Origin of the sequence: Kitasatospora sp. NPDC088351, assembly GCF_040685575.1 — a bacterium.
GTDB lineage: Bacteria > Actinomycetota > Actinomycetes > Streptomycetales > Streptomycetaceae > Kitasatospora.
Window position 1 is genome coordinate 40,698 of record NZ_JBFBIL010000036.1, and the last position, 21,206, is coordinate 61,903.

General features: G+C 74.0%; 21 protein-coding genes and 1 riboswitch. Of the genes, 4 read left to right on the forward strand and 17 right to left on the reverse strand.

The window, feature by feature from the left end:
• Positions 1–17: 17 nt before the first annotated feature.
• Positions 18–995 carry an aspartate carbamoyltransferase catalytic subunit gene (locus tag AB0P06_RS23740; RefSeq protein WP_363610456.1) on the reverse strand — a complete coding sequence of 326 codons (978 nt, stop codon included), beginning with the start codon at positions 993–995 and terminating at the stop codon, positions 18–20.
• A 4-nt stretch (positions 996–999) separates the two neighbouring features.
• The gene (gene pyrR, locus AB0P06_RS23745; RefSeq protein WP_363610458.1) at positions 1,000–1,623 is read right to left on the reverse strand and encodes a bifunctional pyr operon transcriptional regulator/uracil phosphoribosyltransferase PyrR; all 624 of its coding nucleotides are present in this window, start codon (positions 1,621–1,623) and stop codon (positions 1,000–1,002) included.
• A gap of 329 nt (positions 1,624–1,952) precedes the next feature.
• On the opposite strand from pyrR, the gene AB0P06_RS23750 reads away from it, so the two are divergent.
• Entirely contained in the window at positions 1,953–2,456 is a 504-nt protein-coding gene (locus tag AB0P06_RS23750; RefSeq protein WP_045692870.1) for a transcriptional regulator, read from the forward strand.
• Positions 2,457–2,564: 108 nt separating this feature from the next.
• Here the strand turns inward: AB0P06_RS23750 and AB0P06_RS23755 are convergent, their stop codons facing one another.
• The 6 genes from AB0P06_RS23755 to AB0P06_RS23780 form a co-directional block, all read right to left on the reverse strand.
• Positions 2,565–3,467 (reverse strand): hypothetical protein, encoded by a 903-nt coding sequence (locus tag AB0P06_RS23755; RefSeq protein ID WP_363610460.1) that lies wholly within the window; start codon positions 3,465–3,467, stop codon positions 2,565–2,567.
• Positions 3,468–3,619: 152 nt separating this feature from the next.
• On the reverse strand, positions 3,620–4,447 hold the full coding sequence (locus AB0P06_RS23760; protein ID WP_363610462.1) for a thioesterase family protein: 828 nt from the start codon (positions 4,445–4,447) through the stop codon (positions 3,620–3,622).
• Between the two features lie 144 nt (positions 4,448–4,591).
• On the reverse strand, positions 4,592–5,029 hold the full coding sequence (gene nusB, locus AB0P06_RS23765; protein ID WP_063346766.1) for a transcription antitermination factor NusB: 438 nt from the start codon (positions 5,027–5,029) through the stop codon (positions 4,592–4,594).
• 4 nt (positions 5,030–5,033) lie between these two features.
• On the reverse strand, positions 5,034–5,597 hold the full coding sequence (gene efp, locus AB0P06_RS23770) for an elongation factor P (RefSeq protein WP_363610464.1): 564 nt from the start codon (positions 5,595–5,597) through the stop codon (positions 5,034–5,036).
• Positions 5,598–5,680: 83 nt separating this feature from the next.
• The gene (locus AB0P06_RS23775) at positions 5,681–6,787 is read right to left on the reverse strand and encodes an aminopeptidase P family protein (RefSeq protein WP_363610466.1); all 1,107 of its coding nucleotides are present in this window, start codon (positions 6,785–6,787) and stop codon (positions 5,681–5,683) included.
• Between the two features lie 83 nt (positions 6,788–6,870).
• The gene (locus tag AB0P06_RS23780; RefSeq protein WP_363610468.1) at positions 6,871–8,046 is read right to left on the reverse strand and encodes a HoxN/HupN/NixA family nickel/cobalt transporter; all 1,176 of its coding nucleotides are present in this window, start codon (positions 8,044–8,046) and stop codon (positions 6,871–6,873) included.
• A gap of 31 nt (positions 8,047–8,077) precedes the next feature.
• Positions 8,078–8,271, reverse strand: a riboswitch (cobalamin riboswitch).
• Between the two features lie 81 nt (positions 8,272–8,352).
• Here AB0P06_RS23780 and AB0P06_RS23785 point away from each other — a divergent pair.
• Entirely contained in the window at positions 8,353–8,736 is a 384-nt protein-coding gene (locus AB0P06_RS23785; RefSeq protein WP_363610470.1) for a metalloregulator ArsR/SmtB family transcription factor, read from the forward strand.
• Positions 8,737–8,798: 62 nt separating this feature from the next.
• Complete coding sequence (locus AB0P06_RS23790) at positions 8,799–10,496, forward strand: hypothetical protein (protein WP_363610472.1); 1,698 nt, start codon at positions 8,799–8,801, stop codon at positions 10,494–10,496.
• On the opposite strand, the gene AB0P06_RS23795 is transcribed toward AB0P06_RS23790, so the two are convergent.
• Together AB0P06_RS23795 and AB0P06_RS23800 are read right to left on the reverse strand one after the other, a co-directional pair.
• Entirely contained in the window at positions 10,493–11,053 is a 561-nt protein-coding gene (locus AB0P06_RS23795) for a YcxB family protein (protein WP_363610474.1), read from the reverse strand. The genes AB0P06_RS23790 and AB0P06_RS23795 overlap by 4 nt on opposite strands.
• Before the next feature lie 38 nt (positions 11,054–11,091).
• Positions 11,092–12,690 carry an AMP-binding protein gene (locus tag AB0P06_RS23800; RefSeq protein ID WP_363610476.1) on the reverse strand — a complete coding sequence of 533 codons (1,599 nt, stop codon included), beginning with the start codon at positions 12,688–12,690 and terminating at the stop codon, positions 11,092–11,094.
• A 214-nt stretch (positions 12,691–12,904) separates the two neighbouring features.
• On the opposite strand from AB0P06_RS23800, the gene AB0P06_RS23805 reads away from it, so the two are divergent.
• Positions 12,905–13,885 (forward strand): LysR substrate-binding domain-containing protein, encoded by a 981-nt coding sequence (locus AB0P06_RS23805; RefSeq protein WP_363610478.1) that lies wholly within the window; start codon positions 12,905–12,907, stop codon positions 13,883–13,885.
• Positions 13,886–13,892: 7 nt separating this feature from the next.
• Here the strand turns inward: AB0P06_RS23805 and AB0P06_RS23810 are convergent, their stop codons facing one another.
• The 7 genes from AB0P06_RS23810 to aroC form a co-directional block, all read right to left on the reverse strand.
• On the reverse strand, positions 13,893–15,920 hold the full coding sequence (locus AB0P06_RS23810) for a regulator (protein WP_363610480.1): 2,028 nt from the start codon (positions 15,918–15,920) through the stop codon (positions 13,893–13,895).
• 97 nt (positions 15,921–16,017) lie between these two features.
• Positions 16,018–16,827 carry a DNA-formamidopyrimidine glycosylase family protein gene (locus tag AB0P06_RS23815; RefSeq protein ID WP_363610482.1) on the reverse strand — a complete coding sequence of 270 codons (810 nt, stop codon included), beginning with the start codon at positions 16,825–16,827 and terminating at the stop codon, positions 16,018–16,020.
• 106 nt (positions 16,828–16,933) lie between these two features.
• Positions 16,934–17,869, reverse strand: a complete 936-nt coding sequence (locus AB0P06_RS23820) for an AAA family ATPase (protein WP_363610484.1) — start codon at positions 17,867–17,869, stop codon at positions 16,934–16,936.
• 79 nt (positions 17,870–17,948) lie between these two features.
• Positions 17,949–18,389: a type II 3-dehydroquinate dehydratase gene (aroQ, locus tag AB0P06_RS23825; protein WP_363610486.1), complete on the reverse strand. Its 441-nt coding sequence runs from the start codon at positions 18,387–18,389 to the stop codon at positions 17,949–17,951.
• Entirely contained in the window at positions 18,386–19,474 is a 1,089-nt protein-coding gene (gene aroB / locus AB0P06_RS23830; RefSeq protein WP_363610488.1) for a 3-dehydroquinate synthase, read from the reverse strand. Before aroB ends, aroQ begins: the two co-directional genes overlap by 4 nt.
• Positions 19,467–20,006, reverse strand: a complete 540-nt coding sequence (locus tag AB0P06_RS23835) for a shikimate kinase (RefSeq protein WP_363610490.1) — start codon at positions 20,004–20,006, stop codon at positions 19,467–19,469. Before AB0P06_RS23835 ends, aroB begins: the two co-directional genes overlap by 8 nt.
• Positions 20,003–21,187, reverse strand: a complete 1,185-nt coding sequence (gene aroC / locus AB0P06_RS23840) for a chorismate synthase (protein WP_363610492.1) — start codon at positions 21,185–21,187, stop codon at positions 20,003–20,005. Before aroC ends, AB0P06_RS23835 begins: the two co-directional genes overlap by 4 nt.
• Positions 21,188–21,206: the final 19 nt, after the last annotated feature.

Genomic DNA, 21,206 nt, shown 5'->3' on the forward strand with positions numbered 1-21,206 from the left:
TCGCTCGCTTCGCTCGTTCACTGGGCGGTCTCGCTGGAGTCGTTACGGGGGGCGTCGGAGAGGGTGGCTCCGCCGAGGAGCAGGTAGAGGACGGCCATCCGGACGGAGACGCCGTTGGCGACCTGCTCGACCACGGTGCAGCGCGGCGAGTCGGCGACCTCGGCGGTGATCTCCATGCCGCGGACCATCGGGCCGGGGTGCAGCACGACGGCGTGCTCGGGCAGCTGCGCCATCCGGATGCCGTCCAGGCCGTAGCGGCGGCTGTACTCGCGCTCGGTCGGGAAGAACGCGGCGTTCATCCGCTCGCGCTGCACCCGGAGCATCATCAGCGCGTCCGTCTTGGGGAGCACCCGCTCCAGGTCGTAGCTGACCTCGCAGGGCCAGTTCTCGATGCCGATCGGCAGCAGCGTCGGCGGGGCGACGAAGGTGACCTGGGCGCCGAGGGTGGTGAGCAGGTGGACGTTGGAGCGGGCGACCCGGCTGTGCAGGATGTCGCCGACGATGGTCACCCGCCGGCCCGCGAGGTCCTGCCCGAGGCCCGGGTTGAGATGGCGGCGGATGGTGAAGGCGTCGAGCAGCGCCTGGGTGGGGTGCTCGTGGGTGCCGTCACCGGCGTTGATGACGCTGCCGTGCAGCCAGTCGGACTGGGCGAGCCGGGCGGGCGCGCCGGAGGCGTGGTGGCGGATGACGACCGCGTCGGCGCCCATCGCCTGCAGGGTGAGCGCGGTGTCCTTGAGGCTCTCGCCCTTGGAGACGGAGGAGCCCTTGGCGGAGAAGTTGATGACGTCGGCGGAGAGCCGCTTCTCGGCGACCTCGAAGGAGGTCTTGGTGCGGGTGGAGTCCTCGAAGAAGAGGTTGACGACGGTGCGGCCGCGGAGCGTGGGCAGCTTCTTGACGGCTCGTCCGGAGAGCTGGGCCAGCTCCTCGGCGGTGTCCAGGATGAGCAGCGCGTCGTCGCGGGTGAGGTCGGCGGCGGAGACGAGGTGGCGCTTCACGCGGTTACTCCGGGAGGTGCGGTTCGGACGGCTGGGAGGCCAGGGCCTGCGAGGAGCGGGACGCGTAGTCGCGGTCGCCGACCAGGACGGCGTCCACGCCGTCGGTGTCGGCGAGGCGGACCTGGACGGCCTCGCGCAGCGAGGTGGGGAGGTTCTTGCCCACGTAGTCGGCCCGGATGGGCAGCTCGCGGTGGCCGCGGTCGACCAGGACGGCGAGCTGGACGGCGCGCGGGCGGCCGATGTCGTTGAGCGCGTCGAGCGCGGCGCGGATGGTGCGGCCGGAGAAGAGCACGTCGTCGACGAGGATGACGAGCTTGCCGTCGATGCCGTCGGCCGGGATCTCGGTGTGCTCCAGGGCACGGGCGGGCTTCAGCCGCAGGTCGTCCCGGTACATGGTGATGTCCAGGGTGCCGAGCGGGATCTCGCGGCCGGTGATCTGGGCCAGCCTGGCGTGCAGGCGGCGGGCGAGATGGACGCCCCTGGTGTGGATGCCGAGCAGGACGACGTCCTCCGCGCCCTTGGCGCGCTCGACGATCTCATGCGCTATCCGGGTGATCACCCGGGTGATGTCCGTACCGTCCAGCACCTGGTGCGGCGGACGCGGCGTCGTTTCGTGGTCTGCGGTCATGCCGAAGCGGACCTCCTTCCCCGCCTCACGGGACGGGCCTTAAAGGATGTCTGGGATCGCCCCCGCCGATGCGGCGTGGGCTTCGGTCATCCTACCAGCGCGCTCTCCGGCAAACAGACGTCCATCATTCCGCTTCATCGGGTTAACGCGCCGGACGCATCACCGATGCGGACCATTCGCACGACTGCCCCATTCGGCTTGACGCAACTACCTCACTCTACGTAACCTCACAGTGAGTTACGAGACGGACGTCGGACCCACCGGTAACGGCGTCGGCAATCGCCCGTGACCCACCACTGAACGCGAAGCAATCTCGTCCGGGGAGATCAATGTCCAGCGACTACGCGAAGCAACTCGGAGGCAAGCTCCGAGCGATCCGCACTCAGCAGGGTCTCTCCCTGCACGGTGTCGAGGAGAAGTCCCAGGGGCGCTGGAAGGCAGTCGTCGTCGGCTCGTACGAGCGCGGCGACCGTGCGGTCACCGTGCAGCGGCTGGCCGAGCTGGCGGAGTTCTACGGCGTCCCGGTGCAGGAGCTCCTGCCCGGCGGTACGCCCGGTGGTGCGGCCGAACCGCCGCCACGCCTGGTGCTGGACCTGGAGCGACTGACCCAGGTGCCCTCCGAGAAGGCCGGTCCGCTGCAGCGGTACGCGGCGACCATCCAGAGCCAGCGCGGCGACTACAACGGCAAGGTGCTGTCGATCCGCCAGGACGATCTGCGCACCCTGGCCGTGATCTACGACCAGTCGCCGTCGATCCTCACCGAGCAGCTGATCTCGTGGGGCGTGCTGAACCCCGACGCGCGCCGTGCGGTGCGTGAGGAGGAGGCGGGCTAAGTCCCGCCGCACCGGCTCCCACCAGCGGAGACGGTGAATGCGCCAGGGCGCGGCACCCGGATTCACGGGTGCCGCGCCGTCGTGCGTCCGGACGGCGCGCGCCGGGATTCAGCAGACCGTGTCCAGCCGGTAGCCCGGCTCCGCCGCCACCCCGTCCAGCCGCACCGGGCCGGCCGCCGGCGCCCAGTCCTGCCCGCCGCTGGCCCAGGCCCACGCCGAGGGCCGGTACTCCCCGCAGGCCTCCGCCGAGCCCTGCGAGCCGTGCAGCACCGCCAGCCCCGGCAGCTCCCTGGCCAGGCCCGTGCAGAGCACCGCGCAGAGCAGGTCGAGGTCCTCGTCGTTGATCCGCACCACGCCGTCCTCCCACTGCAGCACCCGGGCCGCGGCGGTCAGCCGCCCGCCCGGCGCGTCCACGGCGAGGCGCAGCTCGTACACGCCGGGGCCGGCGCCGACCAGCATCCGGCGGAAGACCTCGGCCCCGCGCTGGTAGGCCTCACGGACCCCGCGGCCCCGCTCGTCGTAAAGCCCGCCGTCGAGCAGCAGGTCGGCGTGGCGCAGCGTCAGCCCGTTCTCCCGGGCCCGGGCCAGCCGCGGGACGAAGTCCCCGGCCAGCTCCTCGCCCTGGTAGGCCAGGAGCTGGGTCTGCAGCGGCGGGTTGACCAGGTAGCGGTCCCGGGCGGCCGGCTCGACCGGGTCGAGCCCGTGCAGCAGGCAGAACTCCTCGAAGTCCTGCGGGTGGAACATCCGGGCCCGGACGGTCTCGAACCGGCGGCGTGCCTCGGCCAGCAGCTCGGCGGTCTCCCGCAGGTAGCACGCGTAGTCGGGGGCGTCGGACAGCCGCCAGGCGCGGGCCCGCTCGAAGTCGGCGGCGCTGGTCAGGACACCGATCACAAAGGCCTGCTCGCCTGCGTCGGCCCGGCGACGCCCGTGCGGCGACCGCAGCCGGGGGCGGAGGCCGCCGCCGCCGGCGGTGCAGTCGGTGATGCGGCGGGTGCGGCCGTTGCGGCTCATCGGTGGCTCCTGGGGCGTCCTGGACGGGTGACGGTCAGCGGCGGGCGTGCCGCTGACCGTTGTCCTCCCCCGCCCCGCGCGCCGCACACGTACGGCGTGTCACAGGACTGTAACCGACCGTGAGGCGCGGTTTGGGGCGTCCGCCCCGGGCCTCACGCCGGGCGCGGCACCCGGGCCAGCTGGCGGGACTGCGCGACCAGGCGGCCGGACTCGTCCCAGACCTCGGCGTCCTCCTCGAAGTAGCCGCCGGCCAGGTTGCGGGTCGCGTGGGTGACCCGCAGCCAGCCGGGCACCGGCCTGGCCCGCAGGTGGACGGTCAGCTCGACGGTGGGCGCCCAGCCGGGCAGGCCGAGGTCGAAGGTGACCGGCGGCAGGGCGTCGGCGACCAGCAGGAGCAGCAGCGGGTCGGGCTCGCGGCCGTCGGCGAGCTTGAACCAGCCCTGGATCCGGCCGGTGCCGGACGGCTGCCCGAGCGCCCAGCCGACGGTGGCCGGGTCCAGCCGCAGGTCGAAGCGGTCCAGCAGGGCGGCCTGCCGGACCAGTTCCTTCGGGGCGTGCTCCATGCCGATGCACCGGTCCGGCGGGGGCAGCTGCGGCGGCCGGGCGGTGGTGCGCACCTCGCCGTCGGCGGTGGCGAGGTCGCCGTGGCTGGCGACCACCCGCAGCCGCTCGACGCCGTCCTGACTGAGCGAGGCGGTGCCGGTGGAGAGGCCGCGGCCGGTGCGGAGCACCTCGGTGCGGACGGTGGCCGGGCCGGGGTGGGAGGCCGAGAGGTAGTAGCCGCTGATCGAGACGGGGTCGGTGTGCTCGCCGTGCTCCAGCGCGAGGGCGTGGCCGGCCATCGCGAGCAGCAGTCCGCCGTTGACGCCGCCGCCGATCTGCCAGCCGGCGCCCAGCTCACCGTCGTAGCGGCCGGGCTCGTCCGGGTGCCGGGTCAGGGCGATGCCCTGGTCGAACTCGCTGCGGGTCGCCGTGGTCATGGGGGTGGCCTGCCCTTCACTGCGGGGGGTTACCGATGAGTAGCCCCAACATACGCCACCCGTCCGGAACGCACGACGGCCGCCGGACCGTTTCCGGTCCGGCGGCCGTGCGTCGGGGTGTGCCCAGGGTTCGTCGGACGATCCCTAGCGGCGAATGCTCGGCTTGAGCTCCAGGAAGCGGGCGAGCAGACCGTTGACGAACGCCGGGGAGTCGTCCGTGGAGAACTCCTTGGCGATCTCCACGGCCTCGTCCAGGACGACCGCGTCCGGGACGCCGTCCTCCCAGATCAGCTCGTACGCGCCGAGCCGCAGGACGTTGCGGTCCACGATCGGCATCCGGTCGAGCGTCCAGCCCACCGCGTACTGCGAGATCAGGTCGTCGATCCGGCGGGCGTGCTGAACGTAGCCCTCGATCAGCTCCATGGTGTACTCGCCGACCTGCGGGGTGCCCTCGTCAGGCTTGGGCTCCCGGGCGCGGGCCACCCAGTCGGCGAGGACGCGCTGCGGGTCCACCCCGCGGTGGTCGGCCTCGAAGAGGATCTGGAAGGCCCGGGTACGGGCCTTGCTGCGTGCGGCCGACACGGACTTACTTCACCCGGCCGAGGTAGCTGCCGTCGCGGGTGTCGACCTTGATCTTCTCGCCGGTCACGATGAACAGCGGCACCGCGATCTCGGCGCCGGTCTCCAGGGTGGCCGGCTTGGAGCCGCCGGTCGAGCGGTCGCCCTGGACGCCCGGCTCGGTGTGGGAGATCACGAGCTCGACCGAGGCCGGGAGCTCGATGTACAGCGGGGAGCCCTCGTACATGGCCACCAGGGCGTCGAAGCCCTCCAGCAGGTACTTGGCGGCGTCGCCGACGACGGCGGGCTCGATCGTCACCTGGTCGTAGGTGTCCGTGTCCATGAACACGAAGTTCTCGCCGTCCTTGTACGAGAACTGCATGCCGCGCTTGTCGACGTTGGCGGTCTCGACCTTGGTGCCGGCGTTGAAGGTCTTGTCGACGACCTTGCCGGTCAGGACCTCCTTGAGCTTGGTGCGCACGAAGGCCGGGCCCTTGCCGGGCTTGACATGCTGGAACTCGACGACGGACCAGAGCTTGCCGCCCTCCAGCTTGAGGACCATGCCGTTCTTGAGATCGTTCGTGGAAGCCACGGGCGCACTAACTCCTGGATATAGCTGTCAAGGAACCAAGGGTTGCGTCCTGCCGCCCGCAGCAGCCGCCGGGCGGCCGCGGGTCACAGGGCGAGGAGCTCCTTGGTGGTGATGGTGAGCAGCTCGGGCCCGCCCTCTTCGAGGGGGCGCACCACGAGCGTGTCCTCGATCCGGACACCGCCCTTACCCGGGAGGTGGACTCCCGGGCCGACGGTGACCGGCACGCGGCTGTCCAGTTTACCCATGTCCGACGGGCCCAGGCGCGGCGCCTCCCGGATCTCCAGCCCGATGCCGTGCCCGACCGGGTGCGGGGAGGGCTCGGTGTGCCCGGCCGCCTGGAGGATCGCCCGGGCCGCCTGGTCGGGTACGCACTGCTCGACGCCAGGCCCGAGCGCCTCCCGTCCGGCCCGCTGGGCCCGGAACACCAGCCGGTGCAGCTCGACCTGCCAGGGCGCGGGGGCGGCGCCGATCACGAAGGTCCGGGCGGTGGAGACGCCGTAGCCCCGGTACTGGGCGCCGAGCACGACGGTGAGGAAATCGCCCTCCTCCACCCGGCGGTCGGTGGGCTGGTGGGCCTGCTGACCGGAGTGGCTGCCGGTGCCGACCGAGACCGGGAAGGCCGCCCGGTCCGCACCGTGGTCGATCATCCGGCGCTCCAGCTCCATCGCCAGGTGCCGTTCGGTGCGGCCGACCAGGATCGACTCCAGCAGTTCGCCGAGCGCCTGGTCGGCGATCTCGGCGGCGATCCGCAGGTCGGCGATCTCGTGCTCGTCCTTGACCACCCGCAGCCGCTCGACCACCGGTCCGAGGCCCGCCAGTCTGACCCCCTCGGCGAGGCCCGCCACCGACCGGTGCCGGGTGACCGTCAGGTCGTGCTCCTCCACCGCCAGGTCGTCCACGCCGAGCCGCCCGGCGGCCGCGGCGGCGGCCAGCGCGGTGTCCTCCCCCGCCGCGACCGGGACCTGGGTGAGGTCCTCGCCGAGCAGGTGCTCCCCGGTGTCGTCCGGCGGCAGGTCGTCCGGCAGCGCCAGCAGCGCCCGCTCCCGGGTGAGCAGCAGCGTCGCCCCGCAGGGCGCGCACCCGGTCAGATAGCGCACGTTCGCCGGCCTGGTGATCAGCGCCGCGTCGGCCCCGGTCGCACCGCAGTGCTCCCTCAGCCGCTCCCGCCGACCCGCGTACGCATCAGCCATGCGTCGAGCCTACGGAGCGCCGCCCCGATCCGCCCGTCGGGCGGGCCCGACCGGGCCGGGGCCGGGGCCGGGCCGCGCCCGGCTCAGGCCTTGGCCTCCGTGGCCTCCGTGGTCTCGGCGGCCTCCCCGGCCGGCGTCGGCCGGGCCCCCGCGTGCTGGGTCTGCGGGGACCAGCGCCGCTCCACCCCGGCCAGCCGCCAGTAGGCGATCGCCGCGACCCAGACCACCACGAACAGGCCGACGATCACATAGCCGACGTTGTCCAGCGAGAGGTCGGCGATCCACCCGCTGACCGGGTCGGTGAGGTCCAGCTTCTCGTGCAGCACCCCGACCAGCTCGATGGTGCCGATGATGAACGCCACCGCGATCGACAGCCCAGTGATGGTCAGGTTGTAGTACACCTTGCGCACCGGATTGGCGAACGCCCACTGGTACGCGAAATTCATGAACGTCCCGTCCAGCGTGTCGAACAGGCTCATCCCCGCCGCGAACAGCAGCGGCAGGCAGATGATCGCGTACCAGGGCAGACCGGCCGCCGCGCCGGAGCCGGCCATCACCATCAGGGTCACCTCGGTCGCGGTGTCGAAGCCGAGGCCGAGCACCATGCCCACCGGGAACATCTGGCCGGGCCGGGTGATCGAGCGGGTCGCCCGGTTCAGCACCCGGGCGAGGAAGCCGCGCGCGTTGAGGTGCTCCTCCAGCTCAGCCTCGTCGTACCGGCCGGCCCGCATCGACCGGAACACCTTCAGGATGCCGAGCAGGGCGGCCAGGTTGAGCGCGCCGATCAGGTAGAGGAAGGCACCGGAGGCGGTGGTGCCGACCACGCCCAGCCACTTGTGGGTGGTGGAGTCGTCGTCCATCAGCGTGTTGGCCAGCTGCGCCCCGCCCGCCACCAGGGCGGCCATCAGCACCACCATCGAGGAGTGCCCGAGCGCGAACCAGAAGCCCACGGAGACCGGCCGCTTGCCGTCCGCCATCAGCTTGCGGGTGGTGTTGTCGATCACCGCGATGTGGTCGGCGTCGAAGGCGTGCCGCATGCCGAGGGTGTAGGCGGTGATCCCCAGGCCCACACCGAAGACCTGGGTGCCGACCGTGTACTCGTGCGGTGCCACCAGGAATATGAGCGTCCCGAACGCCGCCACGTGCATGGCCAGGATCACCCCCATCAGCCCGGCCGTGCGGATGGTGTCCTGGCGTTTCCAACGGAAAGTGGGCAACACCGGCGGTGTCGCCGGGGTGGCGGTTTCGGGCAGGGTCATCTTCGGATCACGCTCCAGCACCTCGTGGAATGGCTTCGTGAGATGCCGTGGCCGGTCTCCTGGCTTACGGGGCTTCCGTACCCGCCTTCCCAGGCGCGCGAGGCGCCCAGTGGCGTCGTGGGTACGGACGACTCCCCCCGATCACAGTGGCGAGGGCCGCTCCGGACTGGGATCCCTGAGGATCCGTCACCGGTATTCCCGAGCACCACGGCGGGGAACACCGTAGGGCCCGTGGGACACCCTTGCAAGGCTGCGCACCTGCGCAGGTGTTCAGAATCACAGGACGCGGACTGCAAGAATGGGGCCATGCATCTCGTACCGGCCGACCGCGCGGGCCACCGCACCATCGACGGACACCGGGTCTGCGAGGCCATCGCCGCGATCGGCGACACCGCGCACGTCCGGTCCTGGGCCGAGCGGTTCTCGCTGCTCGCCGACCCCGGGCGGCTCGCCCTGCTGCTCGCCCTGCACCGGGCAGGCCCGCTCGCCGTCACCGACCTCGCGGTCGCCACCGGCATGCGTGACCCGGCCGTCTCCCAGGCCCTGCGCCTGCTGCGCACGGCCGGCGTGGTCAGCGGCGACAAGGACGGCCGCGTGGTGCGCTACCGGCTCGTGGACGACGGCATGCGCCCCCTGCTGGACTCGTGTGCCGCCGCCGAGCACCACGAGCCCTCCGCGGCCGCCGGCTGACCGTCCCTCGGGGACAGCCGGACAACCGCCCCCGGCCAGGGGCGGTTCAGTACGATCTTCGTGTGCCGTTCCGCCCGCAGGCCCGCGCCTGGCCCGATGACGACCGCTGGGACACCCGGCCCGTCAGGGCCCGCGTGCTGGCGGTCGCCCGCACCCTCACCTCCGCCACCCGGGTACTGGACGTGCTCACCCTGCTGCGCGGCCAGGACGGCATCCACCTCTACCTCACCGTCAACCCCGGCTCCGCGTTCGCCACCGGGCTCGACGGCTTCCTCGCCGGCCTCACCGGCATCACCGTGCTGGACTGGCGCGAGGCCACCCGGCGGCGGTTCGACCTCGCGGTCGCCTGCGCGGTGCACCGCTCGATGGCCCGGCTGAAAGCCCCGCTGATCGTGCTGCCGCACGGTGCCGGCTACAACCGCCTGGTCACCCGGTCCACCGGCGACACCGTCTCCGCCGCCGGCCTCTCCCGCCGCGAACTCACCCACTGGGGGCGGGTGTTCCCCGCAGTGATCGGCCTCTCCCACGAGGAGCAGCTCGACCGGCTGCGGATCTCCTGCCCCGAGGCCCTGCCCCGCGCACGCGTGGTCGGCGACCCGTGCTTCGACCGGATGCTGCGCAGCCTGGACGGCCGGGACGGGTACCGCGCCGCGCTGGGCGCCGTGGACGGCCGCCGCCTCGTCGTCGTCAACTCGACCTGGAGCGAGCACTCCCTGTTCGGACGCCACCCCGACCTGCCGCTGCGTCTGGTCGGCCGGCTCCCCGCCGACGAGTACACCGTCGCCGTCGTCCTGCACCCCAACATCTGGGCCCGGCACGACCCCGCGGCGCTGCTCGCCACCGCCGAACGGTCCGGACTGCGGCTCGTCCCGCCCGACCAGGGCTGGCAGGCCGCCCTCGTCGCGGCCGACTGCCTGATCGGCGACCACGGCTCGGTCTCCTTCTACGGCGCCGCCCTGGAACGCCACACCCTGCTCGTCGCCACCGGCGCCGACGAACTCGACCCCCGCTCCCCCACCTACGCCTTCGGCCAGGCCGCGCCGCCGCTCGACCCCGACGGCGACCTGCTCACCCAGCTGGAACAGGCCCTGGCGAAGCCGGACCGGGCCGCGCTGCGCCCGATCACCGACCGCTCGCTCGGCCGGCAGGGCCAGTCCGCCCGGCTGCTGCGCCCGCTGCTCTACTCCTATCTGCGGCAGGTGGACGAACCGGACGACGAACCTCGCCAGCCGCCGTACCCGCGACCGGTCCCGCTGCCCACGGCCCTGCCCGGCCCGACGGCGTACGACGTCGAAGGGGAGCGCCGGGGCACCGAGGTCCGCCTGCGGCGCTACCCGGTCGGCCCGGACCACCGCGAGGCCCGGGGCAGCTACGCGGTCAGCGCCGAGGAGCCGACGCTCGCGCTGCGTCACAGCGCCGAGGTGATGGCCCGTACCGAAGTCCGCGCCGAACTGCCCGCCGAGCGCTGGCTCGCCGACACCGCGGCCCAACTGCCGGGCCTCGGCGTGGCCGTGGCCGCTCTCGGCAAGGCCCGCCATCTGCTGCGGCTCCGCGGCGGCCTGCTGCTGGAGGCCCACGCCGAACGCCCCTGGGGTGCGGCCACACCGCACCTCGACCCCCTCCTGCTCGGCGCCGCCGTCGCCCTCTGGCTCGCCGACGGCGGCGACCCGGCCGGCCTGCCGGAACACGGCCTCACCGTCCGCACCGGCGACCGCCGCACCCGGGTCGCGTTCACCCGCCGCCCGGGTCAGAACAGCTAGGGCTTCCCGGCCCTGGACAGGTGCCGGTCCAGGACGGCGCGGAGCCGGTCGACGTCGGCGCCCTCGGCGATGCCCCGCTTGGGCAGCAGCGTGAGGCAGGAGGCGTTCCGGTCACCGCTCAGCAGGACGAAGAGCCGGGGCGTCTCGACGAAGCGCGGCGCGGCCTGCCAGGTGAGGGTGCTCGACGACTGCTCGGTGCTGACGGTGACGCCGGAGTCGTCGACGACGGCCCGGTACTCCCCCTTGCCCTCCGTCAGGCGGTGGAACTGCCGCGCCTGGAGCCACGGCAGGGCGAGCAGAAGCAGGGTGACGAGGAGCATCACGACGAGTGAGGAGCTGACGCCCTCGCCCGACGTCACGGACAGGACGGAGCCGACCACCGCGCACACCGCCGCCACGGTCAGCAGCCAACGGGTCCGCCGGCCCGTGGCGGAGATCTTCGCCCGGGCGGTCAGCGCCTCCCGGAAATCCTCCGCGGTCGGTCGGTACGACAGCTCCAGCCGCGTCCCGGTCCGCTGGTCCTCACCCATGTGCACGTCCTTCTCCTTGATCGGCACCGGATGCTAGCGCGCCCTCCCTTCGACCCGCCGACCATTTATCCCTGGTCCGGTTGTCCGTGGTCCGGGCCGAGCGTGGCCCGCAGCAGCTTCCGGTCGGGCTTGCCCGCCTCGGTCAGCGGCAGCCGGTCGAGGACGTGCACGGCGGCGGGCGCGTACATCGAGCCCAGCCGTTCGGTGACGAACCCCCGGACCAGCTCCCGGTCCAGCCGGTGGCCGGCCGCCGGGACGACGGCCACCTGGAGCTCCTCGCTCCCGTCCGCCCGCCGTGTCCCGAACGCCGCGCACTGGGCGACGGCGGGGTGGGCGAGCAGCACCTGCTCCACCTCCGCCGGGTAGACGTGGCCTCCCACCACGATGACCATCTCCTTCAGCCGGTCGACGAGGTGGAGGAAGCCGTCGCCGTCGAGGTGCCCCACGTCCCCGGTGCTGATCCAGCCGTCCCGCAGCACCTGCGCGGTGAGGTCGGGCCTGCGCCAGTAGCCGCTCATGAGCATGGGCGTCCGGACGTGGATCTCCCCGTTCCGGCCGGTGGGCAGCACCGCGCCCCGCGGGTCGCGGATCTCGATCTCGACGCCCTCCTGCGCCCGGCCGACCGTGATCCGGCCGTCCGGCCCGGTCACCCCGTGCTCGTGCGGCAGGACCTCGGTGATGTTGCCGGCCTCGGTCTGGCCGTACCAGCCGTACAGGACCGGGCCGAGGAGCTCCGCCGCCCGGTGCAGCCGCTCGGCGGAGGCGGGGGTGCCGCCGTAGAAGACCCGGCGCAGGGCGGACAGGTCCGCGGTGGCCAGGGCCGGGTGGTCCAGGAGTTCGTACAGCAGCGGCGGCAGGAGCCAGAGGTCGGTGATCCGCTCCCGTTCGAGGGCGGTGATGACGTCGAGCGGGTCGAAGCCGGACCGCAGCACGACGGTGCCCCCGGCGAGCAGCGTGGCGTCGGCGACGATTCCGGCCATATGGGCGAGGGCGGTGCAGGCGAGGAAGCGGGGCGGCGGGGAGGGCGCGAGGCGGGCGGCGTGCGAGACCAGCAGCCGGCCGTACGGGCCGTGTGCCATCCGGATGCCCTTGGGGATGCCGGTGGTGCCGCCGGTGAAGCGGATGCACCAGTCGTCCTCGGCCTGCGCGGCGCCCTTCGGCCCGGCGGTGGTCCCGGTGGCCGTCCCGGTCCGGCCCGGGCGGAGCGCCGAACCCGCCACCGCCGCCGGGTGCCAGTCGGTGGGGGCGGAGTCCAGCGTGAGCACGGCCGGTACCCGGACCAGCGCGAGCAGCGCCTCGCCCGCCGTCCGCAGGTCCGGGTCGACGAGCAGCGCGGCGGTACCGACGCTGTCCACGATGGCCGCCTGTGTCCCGGGGGCCGAGCCGAGGCCGAGCGAGACGACCCGGGCGCCGAGGAGATTGGCCGCATACCGCGCGACCAGCGCCTCGGGGCGGTCGCCGACGAGCAGCGAGACGGTGCTGCCGCGGCGCACGCCGTGCTCCGCCAGGGCGGCGGCACTGAGCAGGACGGCTTCGTGGAGCTCCCCGGCCGGGACCGCGCGACCCTCGGCGGTGATCAGCGCGGTGTGCTCGGGGGAGCGACGGAGGGCGTCGAGGATGCGTTCGACGTAACTCTCGTACGGCGGTGCCGGGTTCTCGGACACGGCGGGGGCCTCCTTCGGCAGGGCGTCCGGCGCGGGCGTGGTGCGGGTCGGTCCGTGGTGCGGGTCGGTCCGTGGTGGAGTCGGGGCACCGGCCGGTCGCGGCGGCCCCTCCTGGAGGCTATGGGTGCCCGGCTCGCCGGATCCAAGACCTGATGCGGCATAAGATGATGTCCTGCGGGTTATGAGGAACGGCCCGACCCGGGGGGGGCGGCGGATGGACCTGCTGGCGCTGCGCTGCTTCCAGGTCGTCGCGCGCCACGAGCACGTCAGCCGGGCGGCCGAGGAACTGCGCGTCGCCCAGCCCTCGGTGAGCCGGATGATCGCCCGGCTGGAGACCGAGCTGGGTGTTCCGCTCTTCGACCGCAGGGGCCGCCGGATCCACCTCAACCGCCACGGCGCGGCCTTCCTCCGGCGGGTCGACCGGGCCCTGCGCGAACTCGACGACGGCCGAAGGGAGTTGGCGGATGCCGCAGATGGCGCCGGCGGCACCGTGACGGTGGCCACCGAGACCCTGCTGACCCTCGCCGGGGTGCTCGCCCGCTTCCGGACGGCTCACCCGGACGTCGAGGTCCGGCTGCGCCAGTCCGCCGCCGATGTGATGGTCCGTCAGCTCCGCGACCGCGAGGTGGACCTCTGTTTCGCCTCCCAGCCGCTGGCGGGACCCGCCCTGAGCTCCGTGGTCCTGCTGCGCGAGGAGGTGCTGCTGGTGGTGCCCGTCGGCCACCGGCTGGCGGGGCGGGAGCAGGTCGCGGTGACCGAGCTGGACGGCGAACTGTTCGTCACCCCGCGCCCGGGCCACTGGCAGCGGGTGCTCGCCGACCGGCTCTTCGCCGAGGCGGGTGTGCGGCCGGTAATCGCCTGCGAGGGCGACGAGCCGGGCGCCGTACTGGAGCTGGTCGCGGCCGGCCTGGGGGCCGCGCTGCTGCCCGCGATGGCGCGCGGCTCGGGCCCCCGGGGCTCCGTCGCCTGGGTGCGGCTGGCGGCCCCCGGCTGCCGGCGGGAGCTGCGGCTGGTCCGCGACGGCGACTCCTACCGCACCGAGGCCGCCCGCCGGTTCGGCGAGTTCGCCGCGCGGCACTTCCGGCGGACCGCCCACGACGGCGCCCACGGCTCCGACTCCCCCGGCCGGACCGGCGCCGGGGCCGAGCGGGGCGACGCCCCACCCCCCGCAGGCCCTCCGACCGGCCGGCCGTAGCCCTGGGTCAGAACGCCTGGGCTTCGCCCCGAAGCCGCCGCAGCCGGGCCCGGCTGCGGTCGGCCAGCCCGGTGTCGCCGAGTTCGTCCGCCAGCTCGACGAGCAGCGTGTGCGCCTCGCCCTCCTTGGCCGCCTGGCCCAGGGCGAAGGCCCGGTCGGCGCTCTCGCCCGCGTGGACGACGGCCCGGTCCAGCCGGCCCAGGGCCCGGTGGGCGCGGGCCCGGACGAGCGACAGCCGCATCAGCATCGGGGAGTCCGCCGTCCGCCCGGCCGTCGCGGTCGCCTCGTCGAGAACGGCCAGCGCCTGTTCGGGGCGGCCCGCCGCGATCAGTGCCTGCCCGAGGTGGTAGCTCTGCACCACCACCCCGTGCGGGTCGCCCTCGTTGGCCTCCCGGGCCAGGGTGAACAGCTCCACCGCCCGCTCCGGACGGCCGTCGGCGAGGCAGAGCAGCCCGTCGGTCTCACGGACCAGGCCGGCCAGCCGCGGCTCGTCCACCAGCGGGAGCAGTGCGGACGCCGCGGCCAACTGCTCGGCCGCGCGCGGGTACTCCTTGCGCCCGTGGTAGGCCCGGGCGAGCTGGTTGCGCATCCGGATCCCGGCGTCCGGGCGGTTGTCCCACTGGGCCGCCTCGACGCCCAGCAGGTGGGACTCGGTCCAGTCGTCGTAGAGCCCGCGGCCGTGGTACAGCGGCCAGAGCGACTCGCAGAGCCGCCACACCTCGCCGTGCCAGCGCTGTTCCGCGGCCGCGCGGACCGCGCCGAGCAGATTGGCCCGTTCGGCCTGGAGCCACTCCATCGCCTCGGCGCGTGAGGCGAAGCCGGGCAGCTCCGCGCCACCGGGCTCCTGGAGCCGCAGCCGGTCACCGAGCACGGCCCGGTCCGCCAGCGCGGCCCGGCCGCGGTAGTACGCCACGATCCCGCGCAGCAGTTCCGCCCGGCCGGGCTGCCGGCGGGCACGGTCGCGGGCGTGCAGCCGGACGAGGTCGTGGGTGCGGAAGCGCTCCTCCGGGCCGTCGTCCACCACCTCGTCCAGCAGGTGGGCGGCGAGCAGGTCGGCGAGACCGTCCGGCACCCGTTCGAGGCCGACCGCCTCGGCCAGTTCGACGGAGACGTGCGGGCCCGGGACGGTCCCGATCAGGTGGTAGAGGTCCCGGGTGTGGCCGGCCAGCCGGAGGTAGACCGCGTCCAGGACGTCGCCGATCGCGCCCTCGTCACTGCCGAGTGATGCCAATCTCCGCTCCTTGTCCGCGAGTTCCGCCACCACCCGGTCCACCCGGAGCCCACTGCGGTCGAGCAGCTGGGAGCCGACCGCGTTCAGCGCGAGCGGCAGGCCGCCGCAGAGCTCGACCAGGTCCTCCAGCTCCCGGTCGGTGCCCCGGCCCGGGCCGAGCCAGCCCCGGACCAGCTCGGTGCCGGCCGTCGTGCTGAGCGGGTCGAGCCGCAGCACCTCGGCGCCGTCCAGCGCGAGCCCGGGCAGCCGCCGCCGGCCCGCGACGACCACCAGCCCGGTGGACGGCAGCAGGGTGCGGACCTCGGCGGCGTGGTCGACGTTGTCCAGGAACACCAGGACCCGGCGGTCGGCGGTGACCGTCCGGAACAGCGCGGCCCGTTCGGGCAGCGTCTCCGGTACCTGGTGCGGCTCCAGCCCGAAGCCGCGCAGGAAACCGGCCAGGATCTCGCCGAGGTCCACCCCGCCCAGGTGGCGGTGGGCGGCGAGGTCGGCGTAGAGCTGGCCGTCCGGGAAGTGCTCGGCGTGGCCGGCCGCGAACTGGGCGACCAGCTCCGTCTTCCCGACGCCGCCGAGGCCGGTGAAGGCGATCACGACCGGCCGGGAGCCGTCGAGATGGCCGAGCGCCGCGGTGAGCGCGGCGAGCTCCTTCGCCCGGTTGACGAAGGTCCGGCGGGGCTTCCTGACCTGCTGCGGCGCCCCGAGCGGCGGCCGCGCCCCGTGCACGTGCACCTCGACGTTCCGGCCCTGCACCACATTGCCGTACACCGTGCCCGACACGGTGTTGGCCTTCTCGTAGCCCTCCACCTGCCCGCTCCCTCCGACCGGCCCGGCCCCAGCCTACGGGCTGGCAGGCCGGCCGGCCGTCGGTTCGCCCGCACCCCTCCCCCGGCGGCCGGGACGACTACACCTGCTGGCAGGCCGGGCACCAGAAGAGGTTCCGGGCGGCGTGCTCCTCCGTCCGGACCTCCGTACCGCAGACCAGGCAGGGCATGGCGGCACGGCGGTACACGTAGACCTCGCCGCCGTGGTCGTCCACGCGCGGGGGGCGGCCCATCGCCTCGGGCGTGTGCTCGGGGCGGACGGTGTCGATCCGGCCCGCGCCGACGCCCTCGTGCATCAGGGCCACGAGGTCGGCCCAGATCGCGTCCCACTCGGCACGGGAGAGGTCGCGCCCGGCCCGGTGCGGGCTGATGCCCAGCCGGAACAGCACCTCGGCGCGGTAGACGTTGCCGACGCCGGCCAGCACCTTCTGGTCCATCAGCAGCGCGGCGACCGTCGTCCGGCTGGCGGATATCCGCCGCCAGGCCGGCTCCGGGTCGGCGTCGGCGCGCAGCGGGTCGGGCCCGAGCCTGGCCGCGACGGCGGCCTTCTCGGCCCCGGTGATCAGCGCGCAGGTGTTGGGACCGCGCAGGTCGGCGTAGGCGTCGTCGTTCTCCATCCGCAGCCGGACCAGGCCCACCGGCTCGGGCGCGGGGCCCTCCCCGAAGGTGAATCCGCCGTAGAGGCCGAGGTGGATGTGCACCCAGGCACCCTCCTCGAAGCCGAGGAAGAGGTGCTTGCCGACGGCCTGCGCCTCGGCGAGCGGTTGGCCGTCGATCAGTGCGGCGCCGTCGGCGAACCGGCCCTGCGGGCTGGAGACCCGGACCGGGCGGCCGCCGAAGGCCTTGGCGTTCTCGGCGGCGAGACGGTGGATGATGTGGCCTTCCGGCACGGGCGTCAGCTCCCCCGGGTGGTTCAGCAGGATGGGCCCATCATCGCAGCCGGCACCGACACTCCGGCCGGGCCGCAGGTCACGTCCCCCCGCTCCCGCCCGCGCCTCAGCGGACCGGGATGCCCATCAGCCGGGCCAGGATCACCCGGTCCAGCTCGGCGGCGGTGCCGGCGACGTCCAGGTGGGAGTTGTCGATGATCGGCAGCCCGGAGTTGTACCAGCCGGCCATCCGTCCGTGGATCCGGGCCACCTCCTCGTCGCCCAGCCGCCGGTTGCCGCTGCGCCGGGCGTTGCGGGTGAGCACCGAGTCGAGGCTGGGCAGCAGCACGACCGGGATCATGCCGGGGCCGATGTGCCGCTTCCAGCCGCCGAGCCCGATCGCCGGGCGGTCGGGGAAGACGGCGTCGTCGATGATGCAGGAGATGCCGTTGGCCAGGTAGTTGCGGCAGGCGAAGCCGCAGGTCCGCCGGGCCAGCCGGTACTGCGCCTCGGAGGCGTTGTTCCAGCCGGACTGCGGGTTGGCGAAGCCGGACTGCACCCACTCGCGGACGTCGTCGAGGCTGATGTGCGCGGTGGGCGTGGGGCGCCGCTCGGCCCAGTGCCGGGCGACGGTGGTCTTGCCGGCGCCGGCCGGGCCGATCAGCAGCACCGCGATCGGGCCGGCGGGCGCGTGCCGCTGCGGCGGGTGGGCCGGGAGCTGCACGGGCGATCCGGAGGGCAGCAGGAAGTGCCCGGTCGCACCGGCCGGCACCGGCGCGGGGCCAGGCGCCCGCGCGGGGGCCGGGGCGGGAGCCGCGGCGGCGGGCGCGGGCGGGGCGGGGGGCGGCACCGGCGCGCCCTGCGGAACGGTGGGCGGGCCGCCGTGCGGGGGCGCCCCGGCGGGCCGCGGCCCGTCCGGCGGCCCGGGCCGGGATCCGGTCCGGGGCGGGTTCTGGGGAGCCGGCAGGGGCCCGGCGGCGGCGGTGCCGGGGTACGGCGGGGCCGGCGGAGCGACGGGACGCGGGGGGACCTGTCCACCCCCGGAGTACTGCGTCACGGTCACCTCCCGACTTCTTTCAGCGGGGACATTACACGGCGGCCCGGCGACGGGCACAGTCCGCCGCCGGGCCGCTGACCAGGCGTCAGCCCGTGGTGAGCTGTCCGGCGAGGGCCCGCAGGGCCAGCTCGTACGAGCCGAGGCCGAATCCGGCGATGGTGCCGGAGGCGACCGCGGCGATCACCGAGGTGTGCCGGAAGGTCTCCCGTGCGTACGGGTTGGAGATGTGCACCTCGATCAGCGGGGCGGTCCGCTGGGCGGCGGCGTCGCGCATCGCGTACGAGTAGTGGGTGAAGGCGCCCGGGTTGATCACCACGGGGACCCGGCCGTCGGCCGCCTCGTGCAGCCACTCCACCATCTGCTGCTCGGAGTTGGTCTCGTGCACCTCGACCTCGAAGCCGAACTCCTTGCCCAGCGCGGTGCAGCGCTCGACCAGCCCGGCGTAGGAGGTGGCACCGTAGACGTCCGGCTCGCGGCTGCCGAGCCGGCCGAGGTTGGGGCCGTTGAGCACCAGCACCCGGGTCACGAGGAGACCTCCGCGTAGGCGGCGACCAGCAGGGAGGGGTCGGGGCCCTCCAGGACGGAGGTCTTGCCCAGACCGTCCAGGACGATGAAGCGCAGCAGGTCGCCGCGCGACTTCTTGTCGATCTTCATGGCGTCCAGCAGCTTCGGCCAGGCATCCGCGCGGTAGCTCAGCGGCAGGCCGACCGAGGCCAGCACCGTCCGGTGCCGGTCGGCCGTCTCGTCGTCCAGCCGTCCGGCCAGGCGGCCGAGTTCGGCGGCGAAGACCATGCCGATGGAGATCGCGGCGCCGTGCCGCCACTTGTACCGCTCGTTGCGCTCGATGGCGTGGCCGAGGGTGTGGCCGTAGTTGAGGATCTCCCGCAGGCCGGACTCCTTGAGGTCCCCGGAGACCACGTCGGCCTTGACCTGGATGGCGCGCCGGATCAGCTCGACGGTGTGCGGCCCGGCCGGTGTCCTGGCGCCCTCCGGGTCGGCCTCGATCAGGTCGAGGATGGCCGGGTCGGCGATGAAGCCGCACTTGACGACCTCGGCGAGGCCGGAGACGTAGTCGTGCTTCGGCACCGTCTCCAGGGTGTCGAGGTCCGCCAGCACGCCGACCGGCGGGTGGAAGGCCCCGACCATGTTCTTGCCCTCGGCGATGTTGATGCCGGTCTTGCCGCCGACGGCCGCGTCGACCATGCCGAGCAGCGTGGTGGGCATCGAAATCCAGCGGACCCCGCGCAGCCAGGTGGCGGCGACGAAGCCGGCCAGGTCGGTGGTGGCGCCGCCACCGAGGCCGACCACGACGTCACTGCGGGTGAAGCCGGTCTGGCCGAGCACCGACCAGCAGTAGGCGGCCACCTCGGCGCTCTTCGCGTCCTCGGCGTTGGGCACCTGGAGGACGATCGCCTCGTAGCCCTCGCCGAGCAGGTCCTCGCGAACGGCGTCGGCGGTGCTGGTCAGCGCCTCCGGGTGGATGATCGCGACCCGCTTGGCCCGGGTGCCGATCAGCGGCGCCAGCTCGCCGAGCAGCTGGTGCCCGATCAGCACGTCGTACGGGTCGTGGCCGGCGCTGCCGCCGACGTGAATCCTGACGATGTCAGTCATGGGGGGTCTTCAGCTCCAGTGCTTCCAGTACGGCGGCCACGACCTGCTCGGGCGTGCGGCCGGCGGTGTCGACGACGGCGGTGGCCACCTCCAGGTAGAGGGGGCGGCGGGCGTCCATCAGCTCGCGCCAGCGGGCCCGGGGGTTGACGGCCAGCAGCGGACGGGGGGCGTCCAGGCCGACCCGCTTGACCGCGTCGGCCAGCGGGACCTCCAGGAAGACCACCGGCAGGTCGCGCAGCAGCGCGCGGGTGGCCTCGGCCATCACCGCGCCGCCGCCGAGCGCCAGCACACCTCCGTGGGCCTCGGCGGCGGCGCGCACGGCGCGTGCCTCCAGCTCGCGGAAGTGCGGCTCGCCCTCGTCGATGAAGATCTCCGGGATGGGCTTGCCGGCCAGCCGCTCGATGTCGGTGTCGGTGTCCCGGAAGCCGACGCCGAGGCGCTCGGCGAGCGCCCGCCCGACCGTGGACTTGCCACTGCCGGGCGGGCCGACCAGCACGACGACCGGGGAATCCGCCGGACGCTCAGCGGTCATCGGACGATCAGGTTGTCGAGGTAGCTCTGCACGTTGCGGCGGGTCTCGGAGACGTGGTCGCCACCGAACTTCTCGTTCACCGCGTCGGCCAGCACCAGGGCGACCATCGCCTCGGCGACGATGCCCGCGGCCGGCACGGCACAGACGTCGGAACGCTGGTGGTGGGCCTTGGCGGGCTCACCGGTCCGCACGTCCAGGGTCTGCAGGGCGCGCGGAACGGTCGCGATCGGCTTCATCGCGGCACGCACCCGCAGCAGCTCGCCGGTGGACAGGCCGCCCTCGGTGCCGCCGGAGCGGCCGGAGGTGCGCTTGACGCCCTCGGCGGTCGGCACGATCTCGTCGTGCGCCTGCGAGCCGGGGACGCGAGCCAGCTCGAAGCCGTCGCCGACCTCGACGCCCTTGATCGCCTGGATGCCCATCAGCGCGGCGGCCAGCCGCGCGTCCAGACGGCGGTCCCAGTGCACGTGCGAGCCCAGGCCCACCGGCACCCCGTACGCCAGCACCTCGACCACACCGCCGAGGGTGTCGCCGTCCTTGTGGGCCTGGTCGATCTCCGCGACCATCGCCTTCGACGCGTCGGCGTCCAGGCAGCGCACCGGGTCGGCGTCCAGCCGCGCCTCGTCCGAGGGCAGCGGCAGCACCCCGGCCGGGGCCTTGGCCGCGGCCAGCTCCACGACGTGGCTGACGATCTCGATGCCGCAGGTCTCCTTGAGGTACGCGCGGGCGACGGCGCCCAGCGCGACCCGGGCGGCCGTCTCACGGGCGCTGGCGCGCTCCAGGATCGGGCGGGCCTCGTCGAGCGAGTACTTCTGCATCCCGGCGAGGTCGGCGTGGCCGGGCCGCGGGCGGGTCAGCGCCTCGTTGCGGGCCAGGCCCGCCAGCACCTCGGGGTCGACCGGGTCGGCCGACATGACCTGCTCCCACTTCGGCCACTCGGTGTTGCCGACCATGACCGCCACCGGGCTGCCCATGGTCTCCCCGTGCCGGACCCCACCGAGGAACGTCACCTCGTCCTGCTCGAACTTCATCCGGGCGCCGCGACCGTAGCCGAGCCGGCGGCGCGCCAGCGCGTCGGCGACCACGGCCGTGGTGACCGGCACACCGGCCGGCAGGCCCTCCAGCGTCGCGACGAGTGCGGGGCCGTGCGACTCCCCCGCCGTCAGCCAGCGCAACGTACCCAACGGAGCTCCTTCATCAGCG

Excerpts from the sequence above, each read along its gene's own strand:
- AB0P06_RS23750 (WP_045692870.1), top strand. The coding sequence starts at position 1,953 with ATGTCCAGCGACTACGCGAAGCAACTCGGAGGCAAGCTCCGAGCGATC.
- AB0P06_RS23785 (WP_363610470.1), top strand. The coding sequence starts at position 8,353 with ATGCATCTCGTACCGGCCGACCGCGCGGGCCACCGCACCATCGACGGA.
- AB0P06_RS23780 (WP_363610468.1), bottom strand. The coding sequence starts at position 8,046 with ATGACCCTGCCCGAAACCGCCACCCCGGCGACACCGCCGGTGTTGCCC.
- AB0P06_RS23835 (WP_363610490.1), bottom strand. The coding sequence starts at position 20,006 with ATGACCGCTGAGCGTCCGGCGGATTCCCCGGTCGTCGTGCTGGTCGGC.
- AB0P06_RS23760 (WP_363610462.1), bottom strand. The coding sequence starts at position 4,447 with ATGACCACGGCGACCCGCAGCGAGTTCGACCAGGGCATCGCCCTGACC.
- aroB (WP_363610488.1), bottom strand. The coding sequence starts at position 19,474 with ATGACTGACATCGTCAGGATTCACGTCGGCGGCAGCGCCGGCCACGAC.
- AB0P06_RS23775 (WP_363610466.1), bottom strand. The coding sequence starts at position 6,787 with ATGGCTGATGCGTACGCGGGTCGGCGGGAGCGGCTGAGGGAGCACTGC.
- pyrR (WP_363610458.1), bottom strand. The coding sequence starts at position 1,623 with ATGACCGCAGACCACGAAACGACGCCGCGTCCGCCGCACCAGGTGCTG.
- AB0P06_RS23755 (WP_363610460.1), bottom strand. The coding sequence starts at position 3,467 with ATGAGCCGCAACGGCCGCACCCGCCGCATCACCGACTGCACCGCCGGC.
- AB0P06_RS23805 (WP_363610478.1), top strand. The coding sequence starts at position 12,905 with ATGGACCTGCTGGCGCTGCGCTGCTTCCAGGTCGTCGCGCGCCACGAG.